25 protein-coding genes are annotated in these 19,719 nt (G+C 69.8%); 21 read left to right on the top strand and 4 right to left on the bottom strand.

The genetic code is table 11. From position 1 onward, the window contains the following. Nucleotides 1-16: 16 nt before the first annotated feature. The 4 genes from trxA to rsmD all read left to right on the top strand — a co-directional run bounded on the left by trxA (nt 17) and on the right by rsmD (nt 2,621). Nucleotides 17-340: a thioredoxin gene (gene trxA / locus CJZ78_RS04880; RefSeq protein WP_094559760.1), complete on the top strand. Its 324-nt coding sequence runs from the start codon at nt 17-19 to the stop codon at nt 338-340. 123 nt (nt 341-463) lie between these two features. Beyond that, nucleotides 464-1,432 carry a TIGR00730 family Rossman fold protein gene (locus tag CJZ78_RS04875; protein ID WP_233128499.1) on the top strand — a complete coding sequence of 323 codons (969 nt, stop codon included), beginning with the start codon at nt 464-466 and terminating at the stop codon, nt 1,430-1,432. After that, entirely contained in the window at nt 1,429-2,052 is a 624-nt protein-coding gene (gene hisH, locus CJZ78_RS04870; RefSeq protein WP_094559758.1) for an imidazole glycerol phosphate synthase subunit HisH, read from the top strand. The genes CJZ78_RS04875 and hisH overlap by 4 nt, the downstream gene beginning before the upstream one ends. Further along, nucleotides 2,049-2,621 (top strand): 16S rRNA (guanine(966)-N(2))-methyltransferase RsmD, encoded by a 573-nt coding sequence (rsmD, locus tag CJZ78_RS04865; protein ID WP_094559757.1) that lies wholly within the window; start codon nt 2,049-2,051, stop codon nt 2,619-2,621. Before hisH ends, rsmD begins: the two co-directional genes overlap by 4 nt. A gap of 24 nt (nt 2,622-2,645) precedes the next feature. On the opposite strand, the gene petG is transcribed toward rsmD, so the two are convergent. After that, nucleotides 2,646-2,756, bottom strand: coding sequence for a cytochrome b6-f complex subunit V (gene petG / locus CJZ78_RS04860; protein ID WP_094559756.1), 111 nt, complete (start codon nt 2,754-2,756; stop codon nt 2,646-2,648). A 192-nt stretch (nt 2,757-2,948) separates the two neighbouring features. Between petG and CJZ78_RS04855 the strand changes: the two genes are divergently transcribed. The 16 genes from CJZ78_RS04855 to CJZ78_RS04780 all read left to right on the top strand — a co-directional run bounded on the left by CJZ78_RS04855 (nt 2,949) and on the right by CJZ78_RS04780 (nt 15,279). Next, nucleotides 2,949-3,266, top strand: a complete 318-nt coding sequence (locus CJZ78_RS04855) for a cytochrome c (protein WP_094559844.1) — start codon at nt 2,949-2,951, stop codon at nt 3,264-3,266. Further along, entirely contained in the window at nt 3,263-4,033 is a 771-nt protein-coding gene (locus tag CJZ78_RS04850; protein WP_233128498.1) for an RNA methyltransferase, read from the top strand. The genes CJZ78_RS04855 and CJZ78_RS04850 overlap by 4 nt, the downstream gene beginning before the upstream one ends. A gap of 28 nt (nt 4,034-4,061) precedes the next feature. Next, nucleotides 4,062-5,120, top strand: a complete 1,059-nt coding sequence (locus tag CJZ78_RS04845; protein WP_233128497.1) for a serine hydrolase — start codon at nt 4,062-4,064, stop codon at nt 5,118-5,120. After that, a complete protein-coding gene (locus CJZ78_RS04840) occupies nt 5,117-6,571 on the top strand; it encodes a DUF3370 domain-containing protein (RefSeq protein ID WP_094559755.1) in 1,455 nt (484 codons plus the stop codon). The genes CJZ78_RS04845 and CJZ78_RS04840 overlap by 4 nt, the downstream gene beginning before the upstream one ends. After that, complete coding sequence (gene bchI / locus CJZ78_RS04835; protein ID WP_094559754.1) at nt 6,568-7,659, top strand: magnesium chelatase ATPase subunit I; 1,092 nt, start codon at nt 6,568-6,570, stop codon at nt 7,657-7,659. The genes CJZ78_RS04840 and bchI overlap by 4 nt, the downstream gene beginning before the upstream one ends. Nucleotides 7,660-7,757: 98 nt before the next feature. After that, complete coding sequence (locus CJZ78_RS04830; RefSeq protein ID WP_094559753.1) at nt 7,758-7,976, top strand: CopG family transcriptional regulator; 219 nt, start codon at nt 7,758-7,760, stop codon at nt 7,974-7,976. Between the two features lies 1 nt (nt 7,977). Then, entirely contained in the window at nt 7,978-8,376 is a 399-nt protein-coding gene (locus tag CJZ78_RS04825) for a type II toxin-antitoxin system VapC family toxin (RefSeq protein WP_233128496.1), read from the top strand. Nucleotides 8,377-8,379: 3 nt separating this feature from the next. After that, complete coding sequence (gene ruvC / locus CJZ78_RS04820; RefSeq protein WP_094559752.1) at nt 8,380-8,859, top strand: crossover junction endodeoxyribonuclease RuvC; 480 nt, start codon at nt 8,380-8,382, stop codon at nt 8,857-8,859. Further along, nucleotides 8,856-9,479, top strand: coding sequence for a 5-formyltetrahydrofolate cyclo-ligase (locus tag CJZ78_RS04815; RefSeq protein ID WP_094559751.1), 624 nt, complete (start codon nt 8,856-8,858; stop codon nt 9,477-9,479). The genes ruvC and CJZ78_RS04815 overlap by 4 nt, the downstream gene beginning before the upstream one ends. Before the next feature lie 116 nt (nt 9,480-9,595). Beyond that, nucleotides 9,596-9,772, top strand: a complete 177-nt coding sequence (locus tag CJZ78_RS14010) for a hypothetical protein (protein ID WP_158217027.1) — start codon at nt 9,596-9,598, stop codon at nt 9,770-9,772. Between the two features lie 7 nt (nt 9,773-9,779). Next, complete coding sequence (locus CJZ78_RS04805; RefSeq protein WP_094559749.1) at nt 9,780-10,277, top strand: hypothetical protein; 498 nt, start codon at nt 9,780-9,782, stop codon at nt 10,275-10,277. Further along, nucleotides 10,277-10,702: a SufE family protein gene (locus CJZ78_RS04800; RefSeq protein ID WP_094559748.1), complete on the top strand. Its 426-nt coding sequence runs from the start codon at nt 10,277-10,279 to the stop codon at nt 10,700-10,702. The genes CJZ78_RS04805 and CJZ78_RS04800 overlap by 1 nt, the downstream gene beginning before the upstream one ends. 54 nt (nt 10,703-10,756) lie before the next feature. Beyond that, on the top strand, nt 10,757-12,073 hold the full coding sequence (locus tag CJZ78_RS04795; RefSeq protein WP_094559747.1) for a homoserine dehydrogenase: 1,317 nt from the start codon (nt 10,757-10,759) through the stop codon (nt 12,071-12,073). Between the two features lie 299 nt (nt 12,074-12,372). Further along, the gene (locus tag CJZ78_RS04790; protein ID WP_094559746.1) at nt 12,373-12,585 is read left to right on the top strand and encodes a hypothetical protein; all 213 of its coding nucleotides are present in this window, start codon (nt 12,373-12,375) and stop codon (nt 12,583-12,585) included. A 73-nt stretch (nt 12,586-12,658) separates the two neighbouring features. Further along, nucleotides 12,659-14,251, top strand: a complete 1,593-nt coding sequence (locus CJZ78_RS04785) for an ABC transporter substrate-binding protein (protein WP_094559840.1) — start codon at nt 12,659-12,661, stop codon at nt 14,249-14,251. After that, the gene (locus CJZ78_RS04780) at nt 14,248-15,279 is read left to right on the top strand and encodes an ABC transporter permease (protein WP_094559745.1); all 1,032 of its coding nucleotides are present in this window, start codon (nt 14,248-14,250) and stop codon (nt 15,277-15,279) included. Before CJZ78_RS04785 ends, CJZ78_RS04780 begins: the two co-directional genes overlap by 4 nt. A gap of 4 nt (nt 15,280-15,283) precedes the next feature. On the opposite strand, the gene CJZ78_RS04775 is transcribed toward CJZ78_RS04780, so the two are convergent. Next, a complete protein-coding gene (locus CJZ78_RS04775) occupies nt 15,284-16,927 on the bottom strand; it encodes an alpha/beta hydrolase (RefSeq protein ID WP_233128495.1) in 1,644 nt (547 codons plus the stop codon). A gap of 78 nt (nt 16,928-17,005) precedes the next feature. On the opposite strand from CJZ78_RS04775, the gene CJZ78_RS04770 reads away from it, so the two are divergent. Continuing rightward, nucleotides 17,006-18,268 (top strand): MFS transporter, encoded by a 1,263-nt coding sequence (locus tag CJZ78_RS04770; protein WP_369802018.1) that lies wholly within the window; start codon nt 17,006-17,008, stop codon nt 18,266-18,268. Here the strand turns inward: CJZ78_RS04770 and CJZ78_RS04765 are convergent. Together CJZ78_RS04765 and ychF are read right to left on the bottom strand one after the other, a co-directional pair. After that, entirely contained in the window at nt 18,222-18,431 is a 210-nt protein-coding gene (locus tag CJZ78_RS04765) for a hypothetical protein (RefSeq protein WP_094559838.1), read from the bottom strand. The two genes, CJZ78_RS04770 and CJZ78_RS04765, sit on opposite strands and share 47 nt — an antisense overlap. Before the next feature lie 131 nt (nt 18,432-18,562). Beyond that, complete coding sequence (gene ychF / locus CJZ78_RS04760; RefSeq protein WP_094559743.1) at nt 18,563-19,654, bottom strand: redox-regulated ATPase YchF; 1,092 nt, start codon at nt 19,652-19,654, stop codon at nt 18,563-18,565. Between the last annotated feature and the right edge of the window lie 65 nt (nt 19,655-19,719).

Genomic DNA, 19,719 nt, shown 5'->3' with positions numbered 1-19,719 from the left:
CCCTGATCCAGCAAGGATGTCCAGCGCTGCCGCTGTCACTGACGCTTCCTTTGAGCAAGATGTGCTCAAGAGTGATCTGCCCGTGCTGATCGACTTCTGGGCCCCCTGGTGCGGCCCCTGCCGCATGGTTGCGCCGATCGTGGACGAGATCGCCGCCGAATTCGAGGGCAAGATCAAGGTGTTCAAGCTCAACACCGACGAAAACCCCAACGTCGCCAGCCAGTACGGGATCCGCAGCATCCCCACCCTGATGATCTTCAAGGGCGGCCAGAAGGTCGACACCGTGGTGGGTGCCGTACCCAAGACCACCCTCTCAGGCACGATCTCCAAGTACCTCTAAGCATCCCTGCTGGTTGAGGGCAGACAGCTGAGCGACCCATCCCGTTTCGGCCAGAGTCCGCTGCAGGTTCTGGCCCAGGAGCTCGAAAACCACCCCCAGCGGCACCTAATCGAGCGATCGCTGGTGTCGCTGTTGCAGGTGAGTCGCCACGAACGCGGCCAAGATGAGTGGCGCCTGATCAGCGGTGCCCTGGCCGATATCAGCGAAGCGCTGGAGGTGTTTCACCCCCATCGCGACACCCGCAAGATCACCGTCTTCGGCTCGGCCCGCACCGTCGCCAGCGACCCCTGCTACGGCCTGGCCGAGCAGCTGGCCCGCTGTGCTGTTGAAGCCGGCTTCGAGGTGATGACCGGAGCCGGCGGCGGCATCATGGAGGCCGCCAACAGCGGTGCCGGCTGCGAAGCCAGCATCGGCCTCAACGTCGATCTGCCGTTCGAGCAGCACGCCAATCGCTTTGTGAGCAGCTGCGATGGCCGGCTGCTGCACTTTCGCTATTTCTTCACCCGCAAGCTGTTCTTCCTGCGGGAGAGCGATGCCCTGGTGGTGTTGCCGGGGGGCTTCGGCACCCTCGATGAGCTGTTCGAATCGCTCACCCTGATTCAGACCGGCCGCACCCCACCGATCCCCCTGGTGCTGCTCGCCCCCGAAGACGACAGCTTCTGGAGCGGCTGGCAGCGGGATCTCAACGAAGGGCTGGCCGCCCGCGGCGTGATCTCCCCAGAAGACGGCGACCTGCTGAGCGAAGCCCACACGGGCGAGGAGGCGGTGGCCCGCATCAGCCACTTCTACCGGTTGTTTCACTCGGCGCGGCTCGGCGACGATCGCATCGAGCTACTGCTCAACGCCGCCCTCCAGAGCGAGCAGCTCAAGGCCCTGAATCTCCAGTTCGACGATCTGGTGGATGAGGGCGTGATCCAGGCCCGCGACACCGTCGACGACCACGGCCTGCTGCGCCCCTGCCTGCACTTCCACTTCGACCGCCGCCGCATCGGCCGCCTCTACCAGCTGCTCGATGTCCTCAACAGCCTGCCCGTTCCGCCCGACCAGGTGCTGGAGCAGCCTGGGCGGCGCCAACCCATCACGCCCCCATGACGCGCCTTGGCCTGATCGACTACGGCATGGGCAATTTGCACTCGGTGCAGCGGGCCTTTGAGCGGCTTGGCGCCGTGGTGCAGCCGGTGTCCAACGCCGCCGAGATGGATGGCTGCACGGCCCTGGTGCTGCCGGGGGTGGGCGCCTTTGATCCGGCGATGCAACGCTTGCGCCAGGGCGGCCTGGCCGAGGCGATCACCCGCTGGTGTGCCGCGGGCAAGCCCCTGCTGGGCATCTGTCTGGGCCTGCAGCTGTTGTTTGAGGCCAGCGACGAGGGCACGGCGGCAGGCCTCGGCCTGCTCAAAGGCCGGGTGCGGGCCCTGCCGCGCTGCCCGGGCCAGCCGATTCCCCACATGGGCTGGGAGCCGCTGATCGCCGCCACCCCCAGCCCGCTGCTACCCGCCGGCGGCCCAGACACCTGGGTGTATTTCGTGCACTCCTACGCCGCCGAACCCAACGATCCGGCCTGCAACACCGCCCTGGTGCGCTTCGGCGACACCGCCGTCACGGCCGCGGTGTGGCAGGGCGCCATCGGGGCGTGCCAGTTTCACCCGGAGAAATCCGGCCCCCACGGGGAGGTGATCCTGCGCCGCTGGCTTGCCTGGCTCGCCGCCCAATGAGCCTGCGGCTGAGCGGTGGCCGGCGCCTGCAGAGCCCGCCTGGCAACACGGCCCGCCCCACCAGCTCCCGGGTGCGGCTGGCGGTGATGAACCTGCTGGCGCCGGAGCTGCCGGGCTGCGCCTGGCTGGATCTGTGCAGCGGCAGCGGCGTGATGGCCTGCGAGGCGCTGCAGCGGGGCGCCCGACGCGTCGTGGCGGTGGAGCAGGACCGGCGGATCGCCGCCGTGGCCAGGGCCAACCTGGATGCGGTGGGCCAGGGGCTTGATCAGGGGCTGGCGCGGGCCGCTGGGGCATCTCCCCACTGGGAGGTGCACTGCCGCGAAGTGAGCCGCTGGCTGGCCCAGCCTGACAGCGAAGGCTTTGATCTGATCTACGCCGATCCGCCCTATGCCGCCGGGCTCTACGTTGCGATCGCCGCTGGCGTGGCCGCAGGCGACTGGCTTAAGCCCGGCGGCACTTTGGTGTGGGAATGCGCCAGCTCAGCGGTGCCACCCAAGCCCAAGGGGTGGCAGCAGCGGGACGAACGGCGCTATGGCAGCACAAGCCTGGTGGTGCTGCAACAGGCCTGATCGCCGCAAAACGACAAGCAAGCCTCAGTCGAGCAGGGTGCCGCGGCGATACTGATTCCAGGCCGCCACAAACAGGCCGGCCAGGGTCACAGGAATCAGACCGAGCACGATGCCACAGAGCAGGGGTTCGATCATGGGGCGGTTACGGCATCATTCTGGGCACAATTGTTCCACGTCCATGGCTCTCACCGCGAGCCTGCTGCACCAACTGTGACCGGCCCACCCCTGACCCCCACGGTCTCCCCAGCTCCTGCCTCCCCGGCACCCGTCGCCCCGGCAGCCGTTGCCGCCACCGGCCGCCGCGGCCTGATCGCCGCCCTGGTGGGGATGGCGGCGGCCGCCTGCATCGTGGCGGTGCTGCTGGTGCTGCCAGCAGCCCAGGCCGACCCTTACACGCGCCAGACCCTCGAGCTCAGCGGCTCTAGTGAAAACGGCGGCCGGCTGTTCCGGCTCAACTGCGCCGGTTGCCACGGCATTGCCGGCCAGGGCCTGGTGGGTCCCAACCTGCACGGGGTGGCGGAACGCAAGGCCCCACGCCAACTGATCCAACAAGTTGTGAGCGGCCGCACCCCGCCGATGCCGCGCTTTCAACCCGAGCCCCAGGCCATGGCCGACCTGCTGGCCTATCTCAACGGCCTGGTGTGAGCGCCACACCCCAACCGCCTCCCCCGCTCGCCGTGGTGCTGGTGGAGCCCGCCGGGCCCCTGAACGTCGGCAGCGTCGCCCGGCTCTGCGCCAATTTCGGGGTGGCGGAGCTGCGCCTGGTGGCCCCCCGCTGCGACCACCTGGGCGAGGAGGCCCGCCGCATGGCCGTGCATGGGGCCTGGGTGCTGGACCAGGCCCGCCTGTTCCCCAGCCTCAGCGCCGCCCTGGCCGACTGCCACCGGGTGGTGGCCACCAGCGGCCGGCGCGCCGGTGAACCCCTGCCCCTGCTGGCCCCGGAGCCGGCCCTGCACTGGCTGGCCGAGGGGCCACCAAGCCCCCGGGCCCTGGTGTTCGGGCGGGAAGACCGGGGCCTCAGCAACGACGAGCTGCTCCAGGCGGGTCGGCTGCTGACCCTGGGCAGCGGTAAGGCCTACAGCTCCCTCAACCTCTCCCACGCTGCCGCCCTGGTGCTGCACAGCTGGCACGGCCTCGGAGCTGCTGGCGCCTCTGCGCCGGCCCCAGCCCCAAGCCTGGCCCCCAACCCCGGCGACCGCCGGGCCCTCGAGTCCATGCTCGGCGACGCCGAAGCCCTGCTGCTCGACGTGGGCTTCCTCTATGCCCACACCGCCCACGCCCGCATGGCCAAACTGCGGGCCCTGCTGCAACGGGCCCAGATCTCGGCCGAGGAGGTGGCCCTGGTGCGCGGCATGGTGCGTCAGCTGCGCTGGGCCAGCCAGCGAGGCAGCAAGCCTGGCCAGACCCCTTAGCGTCGGACCACTTCGACTGCATGGCCCTGTGACTGCTGGCCGTTCGCCCCGCAGCCCCAAAAGCCGCTGGGGCCAGCCCCTGCGGCTGGTGTTGCGCTTGATGGTGATGGGCATCGGTCTGGGGGTGATCACCGGCACCAGCCTCAAGCTGCTGGCCCCCCGCCTGGCCCAGGGCGCCATGGAGGCACCCAGCCTCGACCTCGGGGCCGCCAACACCGGCAAGGGGCTCGACCCCGGCCAGTTCGAACCCCGCACCGAGCTGACAGCCCTGAGCCAGCGCTGGGCCCAGCTCGCCGCCGCCCAGAAAGGCCTGCAGAGCTCGGCCTTCCTGCTGGTGCTCGACGACGGTCGCTTCGCCCAACTGCAGCCCGACCTGGCCCTGCCGGCCGCCAGCTCGATCAAAACGCCGATCCTGCTGGCGGGTCTGGAAGACTTCGACAACGGCAAACTGCGCTGGAACGAGCCGCTGCCCCTCACCAAGGAGGTGGTGGGTGGAGGTGCCGGCTGGATGGCCAGCAAACCAGTCGGCACCCGCTTCCCATTTTTCGAGGCGGCCACCGAGATGATCCGGGTGAGCGACAACAGCGCCACCAACCTGCTGATCAAGCGCCTGGGCGGCAAAACCGCCCTCAACGAGCGCTTCACCGCCATCGGCCTGCCTTCCACAGCGGTGAACAACTGGCTGCCCGACCTTGAAGGCACCAACACCACCAGCAGCCGCGACCTGGCCCGCTCGATCGCTCTGGTGGACACCGGCGAGAAACTCAGTCCCCGGGCCCGCGATCTGTTTCGGGAAATCATGGGCACCTCCCGCACCAACACCCTGATTCCCCTGGGGCTGCTGCTGGGGCTCGGCAAGGATTCCGCCGACCCCGACAGCGAGCTGCTGAGCTTCGGGATCACCGCCTACAACAAAACCGGCGACATCGGCATCGCCTATTCCGATGCGGCCCTGATCCAACTGCCCAATGGCCAGCGGGCCGTGGCGGCGTTCATGGTCAAGGGCCCGTTCAACGACCCCCGTTCCGCCGATCTGATCCGTGCCATGGCCGGCGAAGTGTCCAAAACCCTGGTAGGCCGTAAATGAACTCCACCTCCGGACGGCGGCGCGCCCGCCTACCCCTGCTGCTGCTGGCCGTCCTGGTCGCTCCGACCCCGTCGCTCGCCCAACCAGCTCCCGTGCTGCGCCCTCAAACCGTGGCGCCCCTCAGCGGCGGCCTCGACCGGGTGCTGCTGGTGAACGACAACAACCCTGAGCTGATTCGCGAGCCGGGAATCCTGCTGTCCACCTTCCCCGGCAGCGGCCGCGGCGTGCCGTCGGCCCACCTGGATGTGGTCCTCAACGGCCGCTTCGATCTGTTCAGCCACCACGTGTACGCCGGCAAGCCGGAGAGCCTCGATTCCACCCTGTGGCTGGCGGTGCTGGCGGCTCCCCGCGGGCCGGAGCCGGTGATGTTGAAGCTGCTGAGCGGCTCCACGGCGCTGTCCCAGGCGGTGGAGCCCGGCCAGGCCGGCGCCCCCTTCCTGCCACTGCCGGCCCTGATGGCCCAGGGCAGCACGCCGGTGTGGGCCGGACCCGGCAGCCGGGTGGCCACCGAACTGCTGGCCCGCCAGCGCAGCCCCCAACTGCCCGCCAGCTGGACCCTGCCGCCCGGCGCCCCCCGCACCCTGGTGGTGCTACCCCTGCCGGTGCGAGGCCTCGACCCCCTGCTTAATGGCCTCAACCTGCAGATGCGCCTGGAGAGCTCCGGCCCCGTGAGCCTCGCCACCCTGGCCGCCTTCGGCAGCGGCAACCAGCCGCCGCCGGCGAGCACCTGGGCCGCGCTGCTGGAGGGGGGCCTGAGCCCGCGGGAGCACGCCCCCACCCCCCGGGGCAGCAAGGGGGGGATGGTGTATTCGCGGGTGAGTGGGGTGCAGGTGGGCAGCGTCTGGCGCAGCCGCCTCACCGATCCGGGCCAGAATTGGCTGAGCGTGCGCCGGGCGCCGATCTCCTGGCCGATCAGCAGCCTGGAGCGCGGCACCCTGGGCACCGGCCAGGTGCAAACCGCCGAGCTCCAGGCCTTTTACCCCGGCACCGCCTGGGCCGCCCACGGCAACTACGGCGTCGAATACGACCTGAGCATCCCCCTGCGAAACGACACGACCCAGCCAGTGGCGCTGCTGCTGGCGCTGGAATCGCCGATCAAGGGCGATGCTGCCGCCGGGGGCCTGCGCTTCCACAGCATTGGCGGCATCACTAGTGGCAGCCGACCGGTGATGTTCCGCGGCACGGTGGAGGTGACGGGGCTGGATGGCACGCCCTCCCCCTCGGGCGCCCCGGGCCGGCCGGCGGGTCGGCGCAGCTTCCACTTGGTGCAGCGGGCCGGCGAGCCCTCCCCTCCCCTGGGCACGGTGAGCCTGGCGCCAGGGGCAAGCCGCCAGCTGCAGGTGCGGCTGATCTATCCGGCCGATGCCACCCCGCCCCAGGTGCTCAGCCTGCTGCCCGTGCCAGAGCCAGCTGTGAAACAATCCAAAACCACTCCAGCCAGCCATCCGTGACGCCAGCCCCCCGCAAGCGCAGGGTTTTCCCCTTCACCGCGATCGTCGGGCAGGAGGAGATGAAGCTGGCCCTGCTGCTCAACGTGATCGATCCGCGCATCGGCGGCGTGATGATCATGGGCGACCGCGGCACGGGCAAATCGACCACGATCCGGGCCCTGGCCGACCTGCTGCCCGAGATCGACGTGGTGGCGGGCGACCCTTACAACAGCTCCCCGGACGACCCCGACCTGCAAAGCGCCGAGGTGCGCGCCCGGGCCGAGCAGGGCGAGGAGCTGCCGGTGGAGCCCCGCCAGGTGCCGATGGTGGACCTGCCCCTGGGCGCCACCGAAGACCGCCTCTGCGGCACCATCGACATCGAAAAAGCCCTGAGCGAGGGCGTGCGGGCCTTTGAGCCCGGCCTGCTGGCCAAGGCCAACCGCGGCCTGCTCTACGTGGACGAGGTGAACCTGCTGGACGACCACCTGGTGGACGTGCTGCTCGACTCGGCTGCGTCGGGCTGGAACACCGTGGAGCGCGAGGGCGTCAGCGTGCGCCACCCGGCCCGCTTCGTGCTGATCGGCTCCGGCAACCCGGAGGAGGGCGAGCTGCGGCCCCAGCTGCTCGATCGCTTCGGCATGAGCGTGGAGGTGCGCACCGTGCGCGATCCCGAACTGCGGGTGCAGGTGGTGGACCAGCGCACCAACTTCGACAGCGATCCCGACAGCTTCAACAACGCTGTGCAAACCACCCAGGACGCCCTGCAGGCGCGGGTGGTGGCGGCCCAACGGCTGCTGGGCCAGGTGCAGATCGACGACGACCTGCGCATTCGCATCTCCGGCATCTGCGGCGAGCTGGATGTGGATGGCCTGCGGGGCGACATCGTCACCAACCGGGCGGCCCGCGCCCTGGCGGCCTTCGAGGGGCGCACCGAGGTCACCGAAGACGACGTATCCCGCGTGGTGGCCTGCTGCCTGCGCCACCGCCTGCGCAAGGATCCGCTCGAGCAGATCGACTCGGGCGACCGGGTGGTGAAGATGTTCTGCAAGGTGTTCAACCGCTCAGACAGCGGCGACCGCAGCGCCTTCGAGCTGGCCCTGGCGGCCTGAGCGGCCGCCCATCACAGCGCTGGAAGGACGACCGAAACCGGCATTGATAACGGCATATGATGTCGATATCAATCTTGACCGCGGGGGGTGCGGGCCCGATGCGCACGATCATCGATCTGCCCGATGCCGATCGGGAACGGCTCGACAGCCTCTGCCACCAGCGTGGTCTGTCCCGCGCCGAAGGCCTGCGCCAGGCCCTGCGCAGCTGGCTAGACCACCAGGGCGTTCAGCACCAGAGCGTCTTTGGCCTGTGGCGCAACCGCCCGGAAGATTCCCTGAGCCTGGAGCGGGCGCTGCGCAGCGAATGGGAGCACTGACGTGGCCGCTGGGATTGCAGCTGCAGGGCTGCTGCTCGACTCCAACATCCTGATCGATCTCTTACGCGGGGAAGCCCAGGCCCTCGCCTGGATCGAAACCCACGCCGGGGCTGCCTCGATCAGCGTGATCAGCTGGATGGAAATCCTGGTGGGCTGCCGCGATGACGAATTGGGCGCCGTGGAACCCTGGCTGAGCAGCTTTCCGCGCCTGGAGCTGACCCAGGCCATCGCCCGGGAGGCGGTGGCCTGCCGCCGCAGCCTGGGCCTGAAAATCCCGGATGCCATCATCCTCGCTACGGCGCGCTGCCATCGCCTGCAGCTGGTGACCCGCAACACCCGCGATTTCCCGGAGTCCCTCGGCGGTGTGCGGGTTCCGTACCGACTCAGCCCCGAGGACTGAGCCATGCGCATCCTCGGCATCGATCCCGGCCTGGCCCGCGTGGGCTACGGGGTGATCGAGGTGGAGAGCGAGCGGGGCCGCAGCGGCCGCCAGGCGCTGCTCGACTGCGGCATCCTGCGCACCGAGCCCGGCCGCAGCGAGGGGGAGCGGATGGTGGAGATCGCCCGCGACCTGCGGGTGCTGATCCGCACCTGGCGACCCGAGCTGGCGGTGGTGGAGAAGTTTTTCTTCTACCGCTCCAGCACCACCATTGCCGTGGTGCAGGCCCGCGGTGTGCTGATGATGACCCTGGCGCGCTTCAAGGTGCCGGTGGTGGAGTTTCCGCCGATGCAGATCAAGCAGGCCCTCACCGGCCACGGCCATGCCCAGAAAGACGAGGTGCTCGAAGCGGTGATGCGCGAGCTCAACCTCGACACCCCACCCCGGCCCGATGACGCCGCCGATGCTTTGGCCGCCGCCCTGACGGGTTGGTTCCAGCGATGAGCGCCGCGGATGAGGCCACCGCCAGCACCAAAGCCGCGCTGAGGCGGCAATTCCGCGCCCAGCGCCAGGCCCTGCTGCCGGCGGCCCAGCCCGCGATTGAGGCCCAGGCGCTGCGGCACGTGCCCGGGCTGCTGGCCCCGGATCAGCTCCTGGGGCTCTACTGGCCCCTGCCCAGCGAGGTGGATCTACGGGCCCTGCGGACCCTGCTGCCCGGCCGGGTCGCCCTGCCGGCCATCACCCACGCCGCAGAGGATGGTGATGCCCGACTGGTGTACCGGCCCTGGCACAACGCAGAGGCCTTGGCGCCTGATGGCTGCGGTATCCCCGCCCCAGCGGATCACAATGACGAGCTAGGAGGGGGCGGGCTGGACCCGGAGATGCTGGGCCTGCTGCTGATTCCGGCCCTGGCCTGCGACGCCGCCGGGATTCGGCTCGGTTATGGCGGCGGCTGGTACGACCGGCTGCGGGCCGATCCGGCCTGGGCGCGGGTGCCGGCGCTGGCGGTGCTGCCCCAGGGCTGCCGGCTGGAGCAACTGCCCCGCGACCCCTGGGACGTGCCACTCCACGGCTGGCTGGATGAAAACGGGCCCGGCTGGCTGGATCCCGCGCCTCGGTGTTGAACCGGTCGGACAACTTGTTGAACAACTTGTTGAACAACTTGTTCAACAAAGGCTTCACAAGCAGCGCAGTAGCTGCCCTCGTTTGCCAGGATCATCTTCATTCCACCTGCACCGCCTTGGACCTGTCTGCGTCGAGCACCCCCAGCAGCCACGCCTCAGCCCCTGAGCAGGTGCTGGCCGCCGAACTGCAGGAGCGGGGCCAGAGCCACGACGCCCTCTCGATGATGGTGAGCTCGATGGTGCGGATGGTGCAGGCCGGCAAAAGTAGCGATAGTCGCTGGAAAGCGTCCTGATCCAGCCATGACCCTGCGCCATCCAGTGGTCCGCTTCAGTGCCGCCAGCGGCCTCGCGGCGGTTGCAGCCCTGCTGATTGGGCCAGCCCCGGCCCGCAGCCATGCCCTGGAAAGCAGCCTCGAGCGATTGAGCAGCCTCACCAACCAAGTGGTGCTCGACAGCCGCTTCGGCAACGGCGAACCGGCCGATGATGCGGTGGTGCGGCTAGTGCCACCGGGCGGCACCCCGATCGACGTGGGCCGCACCGACGCCAACGGCCAGCTGCGCTTCCGCCTGCCCCCAGGGGCCACCACCGCCTGGGAAGTGCAGGTGGACAAGGGGCCTGGGCATCGCGACTACCTGGAACTGCCCGGCACCAGCCCCACCACCTCCAGCTCAAGCGCCGCTGGCTGGCAGCCGCTGGCCTTCAGCGGCAGCGGTGGTGTCTTGGACGTTGGAGCCATTGTTGGGACCCTGGGCATAACCATGACCTGGCGCCGCGGCCGGCGCACCGGACGCCGCTGATGGCAGCCGCCCCCACCGGCAGCCCTGCCCTCGACCAGATCGTGGCGCGTCTAGCCGGCACGACCGATCCCAGGCGGCGCTACGAATACGTGCTGTGGCTGGCCAAGAAGCTCGAGCCCCTTCCGGAAGATTTTCGCGACGACGCCTTCAAGGTGAAGGGCTGCGTCTCCCAGGTGTTTGTGGTGGGGGAACTGGTGGACGGCAAGCTCCACTGGCGCGGCGATTCCGATGCGGCGATCACCAAGGGGCTGCTGGCCCTGCTGATCCAAGGACTGGAGGGGCTGACGCCCGCGCAGGCCACCGCCATCGATCCGAGCTTCATCGCGGCCACCGGTCTGCAGGCCAGCCTCACGCCGTCGAGGGCCAACGGCTTCCTCAACATCCTGCGGCTGATGCAGGCCCAGGCCCAGGCGCTGGCGGGCTGATTTCGGCACAGGCGGGCTGATTTCTAGGATCGCCCCACTGCAATCCCCCAGCGCATGACCATCGGCATCGGCTTGCTCGGCCTCGGCACGGTGGGGGCAGGCGTGGCCGGCATTCTGGCGACCCCCTCCGGGCGCCATCCGCTGGTGGCTGAACTGGACCTGCGTCGGGTGGCGGTGCGCGACCTGACCCGGCTGCGGCCCGTGGAGCTGGCCGCTGAGCTGCTCACCACCAATCCGGAGGCGGTGGTGGACGACCCGGCCGTGGACATCGTGGTGGAGGTGATGGGTGGGCTGGAGCCGGCCCGCTCCCTGATCCTGCGGGCGATCGCCGCCGGCAAGCCGGTGGTGACCGCCAACAAGGCCGTGATCGCCCGCTACGGCGAGGAGATCGCTGCGGCCGCCGCCGAGCAGGGCGTGTATGTGCTGATCGAAGCAGCCGTGGGTGGCGGCATTCCGATCATCGAGCCGCTCAAACAGTCCTTGGGTGCCAACCGCATCCAGCGGGTGAGCGGGATCATCAACGGCACCACCAACTACATCCTCAGCCGCATGGCGGCCGAGGGCGCCGCCTACGCCGACGTGCTGGCCGAGGCCCAGCGGCTGGGCTACGCCGAAGCCGATCCCGCCGCCGACGTGCAGGGCGGCGACGCCGCCGACAAGATCGCCATCCTGGCGGGCCTGGCCTACGGCGGCAGCGTGCCCCGGGCCGCCATCCCCACCGAAGGCATCGACAGGCTGGAGGCCCGCGACGTGGCCTACGCCGCCCAGCTGGGCTACGTGGTGAAGCTGTTGGCGGTGGCCCAGGCCATGCCCAACCTGAATCAGGGCGCCGAGCAGCTGCTGGATGTGCGCGTGCATCCCACCCTGCTGCCCAAAGCCCATCCGCTGGCCGGGGTGAACGGGGTGAACAACGCGATCCTGGTGGAGGGGGATCCGGTGGGCCAGGTGATGTTTTACGGCCCGGGAGCTGGCGCTGGCCCCACCGCCTCGGCCGTGGTGGCCGACATCCTCAACATCGCCGGCATCCGCCAGGCCACCGCAGGCTCAGCCAAGCCCCCTCTCGATCCCCTGCTGGCCGCGGGCAGCTGGCGGGCCTGCCGCCTGGTGGACAGCGCCGAGACGACCCACCGCAACTACGTGCGGCTGCGCACCAGCGACGAGGCCGGTGTGATCGGCAAGATCGGCACCTGCTTCGGCGAAGCGGGCGTGTCGATCCAGTCGATCGTGCAGTTCGAAACCCAGAGCGCCGGCGACGCCGAAATCGTGGTGATCACCCACGACGTGTGCGAAGCCAACTTCCGCCAGGCCCTGGCCGCGATCGAAGCCCTGGCTGACGTGCAGGCCGTGGCCGCCTGCCTGCGCACCCTCTAGAGCGCGACTGATCAAGGCCATCAGGTCTGCAAATCGCCACCCGCTGGCCGGAGGGCCCCACGACAGGCCACAGTGGGTGCATCAATCTGAAGCAATCCTTAAGACGCCTTCCGCCCGGTGACTGTGACGATCCCCTCACCAGGCCGGCCTCGGTAACGACACGAACAGTTTCAGCCCTCGTAGGACCTGCAGGATTGCGTTGTGTAAAGGGTCCCTTTGCAACCCTTCACCACTCTGTCCCGATTCCCACCCTCCAGCCCCGTCATCCATCCATCCGGCAGCCATCGCCGCCTTCCCCTATGACCGGTCCCACCTGCTCCACCGCCGCACCCGCCCTTCACCAGGGCGCCTGCGTGCACCTCGGCAGCGATGAGCAGCTCTACCAGGTGATCGGCATCGACGACCATCACGACCGCTGCTGGCTGCGCCGCTGGCCCCTGGACCGCCAGGGTTCGGAGGTGTTTGAAATTTCCCTGCAGCAGGTGCGTCCGGCCCGGCCGCATCGGTCTTGAATGGCGAGGCTTTGACGGACGCCCCTTGCCCCGCGCTCCGCGGCTGAACCGCATCCAGGCTGCAGCCCTGCTGATGGCCGGCCTGGGGATGGGTCTCACCCTCGGGGGCTGCCAACCCCGCCAAGGCACCAACGCATCCCACCCGGCCAACAACCGCCTGGTGGTGGCCAGCAAGAACCGCATCGACACGGTCGATCCCGCGGGCGCCTACACCTTTGGCGCCATGCAGCTGCTGAGCGCCATCGGCGATCCGCTGTATGCGATCAACGCCCGAGGCCAGCTGGAGCCGCGGCTCGCGGTGGCCCTGCCCCAGCTCAGCGGAGACGGCCTCACCGCTCGGGTGGAACTACGCCAGGGGGTGCGTTTCCACGACGGCACGCCGTTTGACGCGGCAGCCATGGTGTTCACGCTTGAGCGCTTCCTGGCGATCGGCAAGCTCAGCTACCTGCTCGGCGATCGGGTGAGCGCCGTGCGGGCCGTGGGGCCCTACACGCTCGAGCTGAAGCTCAAACGGCCCTACAGCGCCCTGGCCGAGCTGCTCAGCGCCGTCAACCTGACGCCGCTCTCCCCCAGCGCCTACCGCAAGCACCGCCGCAGCTTCCTCAACGACCGCTTCGTGGGCACGGGGCCTTACCGGCTCAGCTTCTTCGCCAACCAGCAGCAGCGGCTGGAGCCCTTCGCCGGCTACTGGGGGCCCAAGCCCGCCAACGGCGGCCTCGATCTGGTGGCCCTGAGCAACTCCACCGCCCTGTTCGGCGCCCTGCAGAGCGGCGAGGTGGATGTGCTGCTCTCCACCAGCCTGGAGATCGACCAGCAGGCGGCCCTGCGGCGGCGGGCGGCGGCGGGGGCGTTGCGGGAGGGCAGCGGACCAGCCCTGGAGATCGGCTACCTCACCCTGCTCACCGACCAGCCACCCCTCAACGATCCGCGCCTGCGCCAGGCGGTGGCCTACAGCCTTGATCGCAGCACGATCAGCCGCAGGGTGACCCTGGGGCTGCGGCCGCCCCTGCACGACCTGGTGCCGCCCAGCCTCAAGGGCGCGGATCCCACCGCCTGGCCGGGGTACAGCCCGGCCAAGGCGCGCCAGCTTTACCGCCAGGCCGGCTACTGCAACGGCAAGCGGCTGAGCCTGCCGCTCACCTTCCGCTCCAACGTGCCCGCCGACAAGTTGTTTGCCCTCACCTGGCAGGCCCAGCTGAGGCAGGATCTTGGCGATTGCGTCGCCCTGGAGGTGACTGGCATGGAGGCCACCACCGCCTACCGCCAGCTGGGCGATGGCGCCTTCCCGCTGATCCTGCTGGAGTGGATGGGCGACTTCCCCGACGCCGACAACTACCTGGTACCGCTGCTGGGCTGCGACCAGGCCGAAGGCGAGCGCTGCCGCAAGGGCGCCGCAGCCGCCAGCGGCAGCTTTTGGAGCCAGCCGGGCCTGCAGCAGGAGCTGGAGCGCAGCGCCGCCCTGGCGGGTCCGGCGCGCACAGCCCTGCTGCGCCGCATCCAGCACCAGACCGCTGCCGCCAACCCCTACCTGCCGGTGTGGCTGGTGGCACCGCGGGCCTGGGCCCAGCGCCAGGTGAGCCAACCCCGCTTCGATGGCTCCGGCCGGCTGCTGCTGCAGGAGCTGCACCGCACCCACGCATCAACGGCTGGAGGTGGCGTGCGATGAGCCGCCGACGCACCCTGCTGCGTTATCTGGCGGCCCGGCTGGCCCTGGCGCCGGTGATGCTGTGGCTGATCGCCAGCCTGGTGTTCCTGCTGCTGCGGGTGGCGCCGGGCGATCCGATCGACGCCCTGCTCGGCACCCGCGCCCCCGAGAGTGCCCGGGCTGCCCTGCGGGCCCAGCTCGGGCTGGATCAACCGCTGCTGCAGCAATACGGCACCTTCCTGAGCAAGCTGCTGCACGGCGATCTGGGCGCCTCGCTCACCAACCAGCAACCGGTGACCGACGTGATCCGCCAAAGCCTGCCGGCCTCCCTGGAGCTGGGGGTGGTGGCCCTGCTGCTGGCAGCCGTGGTGGGGCTGGCGGTGGGCTTCTCGGGCATCGCCCGCCCGGAAGGCAAGCTCGACCTGGCCGGCCGGCTCTACGGCATCGGCACCTATGCCCTGCCGCCCTTCTGGGCGGCGATGGTGGTGCAACTGGTGTTTGCGGTGTGGCTGGGCTGGCTGCCGGTGGGGGGGCGCTTCCCGCCCACGTTGCTGCCGCCGGAGGGCAGCGGCTTCTACCTGCTCGACAGCCTGCGCAGCGGCCTGGCCACCGGCCAGTGGCAGCAGCTGGTGGGCAGCGTGCGCCATCTGGTGCTGCCGGCGGCCACCCTGGGTGTGCTGCTGAGCGGCATCTTCGCCAATGCGCTGCGGCTCAACCTGCGCCGCGCCCTCGGCTCCGACTACGTGGAAGCGGCCCGCAGCCGCGGCCTGGGCGAAGCCCGGGTGGTGCTGCGCCACGCCCTGCCCAACGCCCTGCTGCCGGTGCTGACGATCACGGGCATCACGGTGGCGTCGCTGATCGGCGGCGCCCTGCTGATCGAGGTCACCTACTCCTGGCCCGGCATCGCCTTCCGGCTGCAGGAGGCGATCGCACAGCGCGACTACCCGCTGGTGCAGGGGATCGTGGTGGTGGTGGCGGGCCTGGTGGTGCTGGTGACTGTGGCGGTAGATGCGCTAGTGGCACTGCTCGACCCGCGCATCAGCTTCTGAAAGTTCAACGCAATGGAATCTGCTGGCGCCAGCGGCGGGCCTGGTGGTGGTCGAGCACGTAGGCGCGCACGCCGTCCTGGTCGCGGCGCTGGGGGGACAGCAGCAAGGGGTGCTCGAGGCCCTGGAGGAATTCGGTGGTGAGGTTGAGCAGCAGGGCTTGCACCTTGAGGGGCTCGATGCCCACCAGCTCATTGCCAAGGCGGAACAACACTTCGCCTCGGTTGTCGATGCGAACCGGAGAAAAGTGGCTGGCGCCCTCCACCAGCACCAGGCGGCTGCGGGGGTGGCGTGCGCCGGCAAACACCGCCAACTGCTCCTGCTCCGGCGGCGTGACCAGATCCAGCCCGCCACCCACCAGCAGCACCGGCACCTTGAGATCCTCCAGGCCCCGATAGGGCCAGAGCAGGCTGCCGAAGCCGTTGAAGGCCACCACCCCCAACAGGGGCGACGACGCGGACATCGCCACCGGCAACGGGCCGGAGCTCGCGGCCCCATCGCCGGTGACCTGGGGCAGCTGGCACTGCAGCAGCCGCGACAGGTTGGTGAGCGGCAGCGACGCCAGGGCGAGTTCGCAGCGGCGGCCCAGGCCCCGCTCCGGCACCAGGCCTGCGCCCATTAACGCCGCCAGCCCACCGAGGGAATGGCCCATCAGCACCACCCCCTGCTCCCCCGCCGGCGCCGGACCAAACGGCGGCAGCCGGCCGTCCCGCTGGGCCTCAAACACAGCCTGCAGATCAGCCAGGCGCTGGGGCAGGGTTTCGGCACCGGGGGGCGGCGCATCACCGAGCAGGGAGGCCTGGAGGGCTTGCTGATCGCTGCCAGGATGATCCACCACCAGCACGGGCCAGCCGCGATCAGCCAGGGCGGCCGCCAGCCAACTGAGCTGGTCGGGGCTTCCGCCGAGGCCAGGCATCAGCAGCACCCAAGGGCCCTGGCGGGCCTGCTGGGCGGGCCAGAGTTCCAGCGGCACGGGCGTCACCCGGTGGGGCACGGCCAACTGCAGCCGCCGGGGCTGGCGCCGCACCACATTGGTGAAAGCCAGGGCCCGGGAGCTGCGCCGGGGCAGGGGCAGCTGGCGCAACTGGGCCAGGGCGCCGTTCTGGCGCTGGAGCTGGCTGCGCCACTGGCTGGCCAACTCCAGCAGACCGTCGATGCGCAGGGTGACGCTGGGCACCGGCAGGGCCCGCAACAGCTCCAGGCTGGACACGCTGCTTTGACGCTCCAGCAGCTGGCGCAGGCTGCTGAGCAGCAGTGGCGCCGTGCTGCGGCTATTTGGAGTGGTCAGCAGGGTGCCTGCCTCCTTGAGCATCTGCTCGCCGGTCCAGCTGTTGAGCAGCTCCAGGCCGAAGCTGCGATCGCGCAGCAAGGGCGCCTGCAGCAGGCGGATCAGGTCGCGGCGGCTGGTGGGCTCGAGCAGGTTGAGCCACACGGCCAGATCGCCGCCCACGGCTCCGGGCGGGCTGGCCTGGTCGGGCTGGCGGGCCCAGGCCTCGAGCGCTACGAGATCGATCGGCACCTCCAGCCCATCGAGTTGCAGCCTCAGCTCCTCGGCAGCCCGCACCGGCAGCGGGGCCCACACGGCCCACGCCGCCAGAAGGACCGGCAACCCGGCCAGGGCGGCCCGGCGGCAAGGCGGGGGGAGAAGCAAATCAAGCGGCATGGGTGCTCCAGTCTCCTCCCTCCGGGCCGCGGCAGCAGACTGCACCCGAACTGACTGCCCTGTTGCTTGAGCCCACCCCACCGCCTGAGCCCAAGCCTTCGGTCCTGGCTGGCCCAGTTTCCAAAGGCCCTGCGGGAGGTGGCTCTGGTGCGGCTGGTGGCCTCGCTGGGGGCCGGTGGCGTGCTGTATCTCACGCCGATCGTGTTTCACCAGGAGGCCTTCAGCGCCCAAGCGGTAACCCAGGGGCTGGCGCTGGCGGCCCTGGCGGGCACGGTGGGCCGGTTTCTGAGCGGCGCGCTGCTGGACCGGGGGCTGGCCTGCTCGGTCCCGGTGCTGCTGGCGGCCGTCGCGGCGCTGCTGGGCGACGTTCGGCTGCTGGGCACGAGCGCCTTTGGCGGTTATGTGCAGGGCCAACTGCTGCTGGGCATCGCCGCTGGGCTCTACTGGCCAGCGATCGAGCTGGCGGTGCCGCTGGGCTGCCATATGGGGCCCCGGCCAATCCCGTCGGCCCGGGGCTACGCGTTGGCGCGCAGCGCCGATGCGGCCGGCATCGCCGCTGGAGCGCTGCTGGGAGCCCTGCTGGCGGCGGGCGGGCGGCTGCGGGGCATCTATCTGGTGGACATCGCCTGCCTGGTGGCGGTGGTGGTGCTGCTGCTGCGCCAGCCCCTGCCGCGGCCTACCCCCCCCAGCGGCGATCCCGCCGACCAAACACCCTGGCGCCAGTGGCTGCCGCCGCTGCTGCCGGTTCTGGCGATCAGCCTGCTCGCCACCTCCCTGCCGGCGCTGATGCAGAGCGCTCTGCCGCTGGATCTTGTGCGTGGTGGGCTGGAGCGGGCGGCGATGCCCGAGAGCCTGGGGGCGCTGCTGGTCGGCCTGCAGCTGGGGCTGCTGGTGCTGATCCAATGGCCGGTGGGTCAGGCCCTGGCGAAGCGGCCGGTGGCCCATGGGCTGGGGCTCAGCCTGGCCTGCTTTGCGGCGGGCACGGTGCTGCTGGCCTTCTCGGCGCTGAGCAGCCTCGGCCTGTGGCTGGTGCTGCTGGCCCAGCTGCCGCTGGCCCTGGGGGCGGCAGCCTTCCTGCCGATTGCCACCGAAGCGGTGATCGAGCTCAGCCCACGCGAGCACCAGGGGTTAGCCATGGCCCTGTTTTCCCAGTGCTTTGCCCTCAGCGCCCTGGCAGCGCCGCTGCTGGCCGGCCTGGCCCTCGATGCCCAGCGCCACGCCGGCGGCCTCTGGATCGTGATGACCCTGCTCTGCCTGGCGGCGCTCAACCTGGTGAAGCGGCTCAGGCCGCGGCCGGCGGCTCAGGAGACGCCTGGGGGGTCTGCTTAGCCACCCAGGCCTCGTGGGGTAGGGGCTCGGTGCCGTACTCCCAGTCGTCGTAGTCGGGATCGTTGCGGATCTTCTGGTGCAGCTCCTTCTGCACGTCGAAATCGTGGGGCGTCTCGGGGGAGGTGTCGTGGTGGGGGGCGGGTTGCTGGGCCGGATCCGTCATGGCACCACTGAACATTTTTCCCCCATTCTGGAGCACCCCGGCGGCGGCGACTGGAGGGCTGAACCCGAACGGGATGGGACTGGAGCTGTACAGAATCTCCGACGTGAGAAAACCCGCCAGCTCCAGGCACCTCACACGTTGAACAGAAACTCCATCACGTCGCCCTCAGCTACCACATATTCCTTGCCCTCAGCCCGCAGCCAGCCCTTGTTGCGGGCTTCGGCCAGCGAACCGGCCTCCAGCAGCTGCTGGGTGCCGATGGTTTGCGCGCGGATGAAGCCGCGCTCAAAGTCGGTGTGAATCACACCAGCGGCCTGGGGGGCAGTCATGCCGGCCTGGATCGTCCAGGCGCGGGTTTCCTTCTCGCCGGTTGTGAAATAGGTGCGCAGGCCCAGCAGGTCGTAGGTGGCGCGGATCAGGCTCTGCAGGCCGCCCTCCTCCACCCCAAGGCCAGCGAGGAATTCAGCGCGATCCTCCTCCGGCAGCTCGATCAGCTCGGCTTCCACCTGGGCCGAGATGCGCACCGTGCCGGCGCCCTCCTTCACCGCCAGAGCCGCCACCTCCTCGCAGTAGGCATTGCCGCTGGCCAGATCGTCTTCGCTCACGTTGGTGGCGTAGATGATCGGCTTGGCGGTGAGCAGGCCCAGGGGCTTCACCATCAAGGCCTCTTCAGCGCTGAGCGCCACGCTGCGGGCCGCACCGCCGGCCTCGAGTACAGCCTGGATGCGCTCCAGGGCCGCGTCTTCTGCCTGCGCCTCCTTGCTGGTGCGCACCTGCTTCTTGAGGCGCTCGCGCCGCTTCTCCACCTGGGAGAGATCGGCCAGGCCCAGCTCCAGGTTGATCACTTCGGCATCACGGGCCGGGCCCACCGAGCCGCTCACATGGATCACGTCGTCGTTGTCGAAGCAACGCACCACGTGCACAATCGCGTCCACCTCGCGGATGTTGGCCAAAAACTTGTTGCCCAGGCCCTCGCCCTGGCTGGCCCCCTTCACCAGGCCGGCGATATCCACAAACTCCACCTTGGTGGGGATGATCTCTTTGCTGCGGCTCAGATCCGAGAGCTGCTGCAGGCGCGGATCCGGCACCGACACAATGCCCGAGTTGGGCTCGATGGTGCAGAAGGGATAGTTGGCGGCTTCGGCCTGGGCGTTGGCCACCAGGGCGTTGAATAGGGTCGACTTGCCCACGTTGGGCAGGCCGACGATTCCGGCTTTGAGCATGGCTGAAATCTACGGGCCGCAGGTCAAGCCATCCAGCAGCGAAACTGGAGGCCACTGCCCCACAG

Origin of the sequence: Synechococcus sp. 8F6, assembly GCF_002252665.1 — a bacterium.
GTDB lineage: Bacteria > Cyanobacteriota > Cyanobacteriia > PCC-6307 > Cyanobiaceae > Cyanobium_A.
Note: the sequence above shows the minus strand (reverse complement) of the source record. Positions and strands in the feature narration are given on the sequence as shown.

Coding starts and splice junctions, on each gene's coding strand:
- CJZ78_RS04765 (WP_094559838.1), bottom strand. CDS start 18,431: ATGACGGATCCGGCCCAGCAACCCGCCCCCCACCACGACACCTCCCCC.
- petG (WP_094559756.1), bottom strand. CDS start 2,756: ATGATCGAACCCCTGCTCTGTGGCATCGTGCTCGGTCTGATTCCTGTG.
- trxA (WP_094559760.1), top strand. CDS start 17: ATGTCCAGCGCTGCCGCTGTCACTGACGCTTCCTTTGAGCAAGATGTG.
- rsmD (WP_094559757.1), top strand. CDS start 2,049: ATGAGCCTGCGGCTGAGCGGTGGCCGGCGCCTGCAGAGCCCGCCTGGC.
- CJZ78_RS04805 (WP_094559749.1), top strand. CDS start 9,780: ATGACCCTGCGCCATCCAGTGGTCCGCTTCAGTGCCGCCAGCGGCCTC.
- ychF (WP_094559743.1), bottom strand. CDS start 19,654: ATGCTCAAAGCCGGAATCGTCGGCCTGCCCAACGTGGGCAAGTCGACC.
- CJZ78_RS04815 (WP_094559751.1), top strand. CDS start 8,856: ATGAGCGCCGCGGATGAGGCCACCGCCAGCACCAAAGCCGCGCTGAGG.
- hisH (WP_094559758.1), top strand. CDS start 1,429: ATGACGCGCCTTGGCCTGATCGACTACGGCATGGGCAATTTGCACTCG.
- ruvC (WP_094559752.1), top strand. CDS start 8,380: ATGCGCATCCTCGGCATCGATCCCGGCCTGGCCCGCGTGGGCTACGGG.
- CJZ78_RS04830 (WP_094559753.1), top strand. CDS start 7,758: ATGCGCACGATCATCGATCTGCCCGATGCCGATCGGGAACGGCTCGAC.
- CJZ78_RS04780 (WP_094559745.1), top strand. CDS start 14,248: ATGAGCCGCCGACGCACCCTGCTGCGTTATCTGGCGGCCCGGCTGGCC.
- CJZ78_RS04795 (WP_094559747.1), top strand. CDS start 10,757: ATGACCATCGGCATCGGCTTGCTCGGCCTCGGCACGGTGGGGGCAGGC.
- CJZ78_RS04855 (WP_094559844.1), top strand. CDS start 2,949: ATGGCGGCGGCCGCCTGCATCGTGGCGGTGCTGCTGGTGCTGCCAGCA.
- CJZ78_RS04785 (WP_094559840.1), top strand. CDS start 12,659: ATGGCCGGCCTGGGGATGGGTCTCACCCTCGGGGGCTGCCAACCCCGC.
- CJZ78_RS04790 (WP_094559746.1), top strand. CDS start 12,373: ATGACCGGTCCCACCTGCTCCACCGCCGCACCCGCCCTTCACCAGGGC.
- CJZ78_RS04840 (WP_094559755.1), top strand. CDS start 5,117: ATGAACTCCACCTCCGGACGGCGGCGCGCCCGCCTACCCCTGCTGCTG.
- CJZ78_RS04800 (WP_094559748.1), top strand. CDS start 10,277: ATGGCAGCCGCCCCCACCGGCAGCCCTGCCCTCGACCAGATCGTGGCG.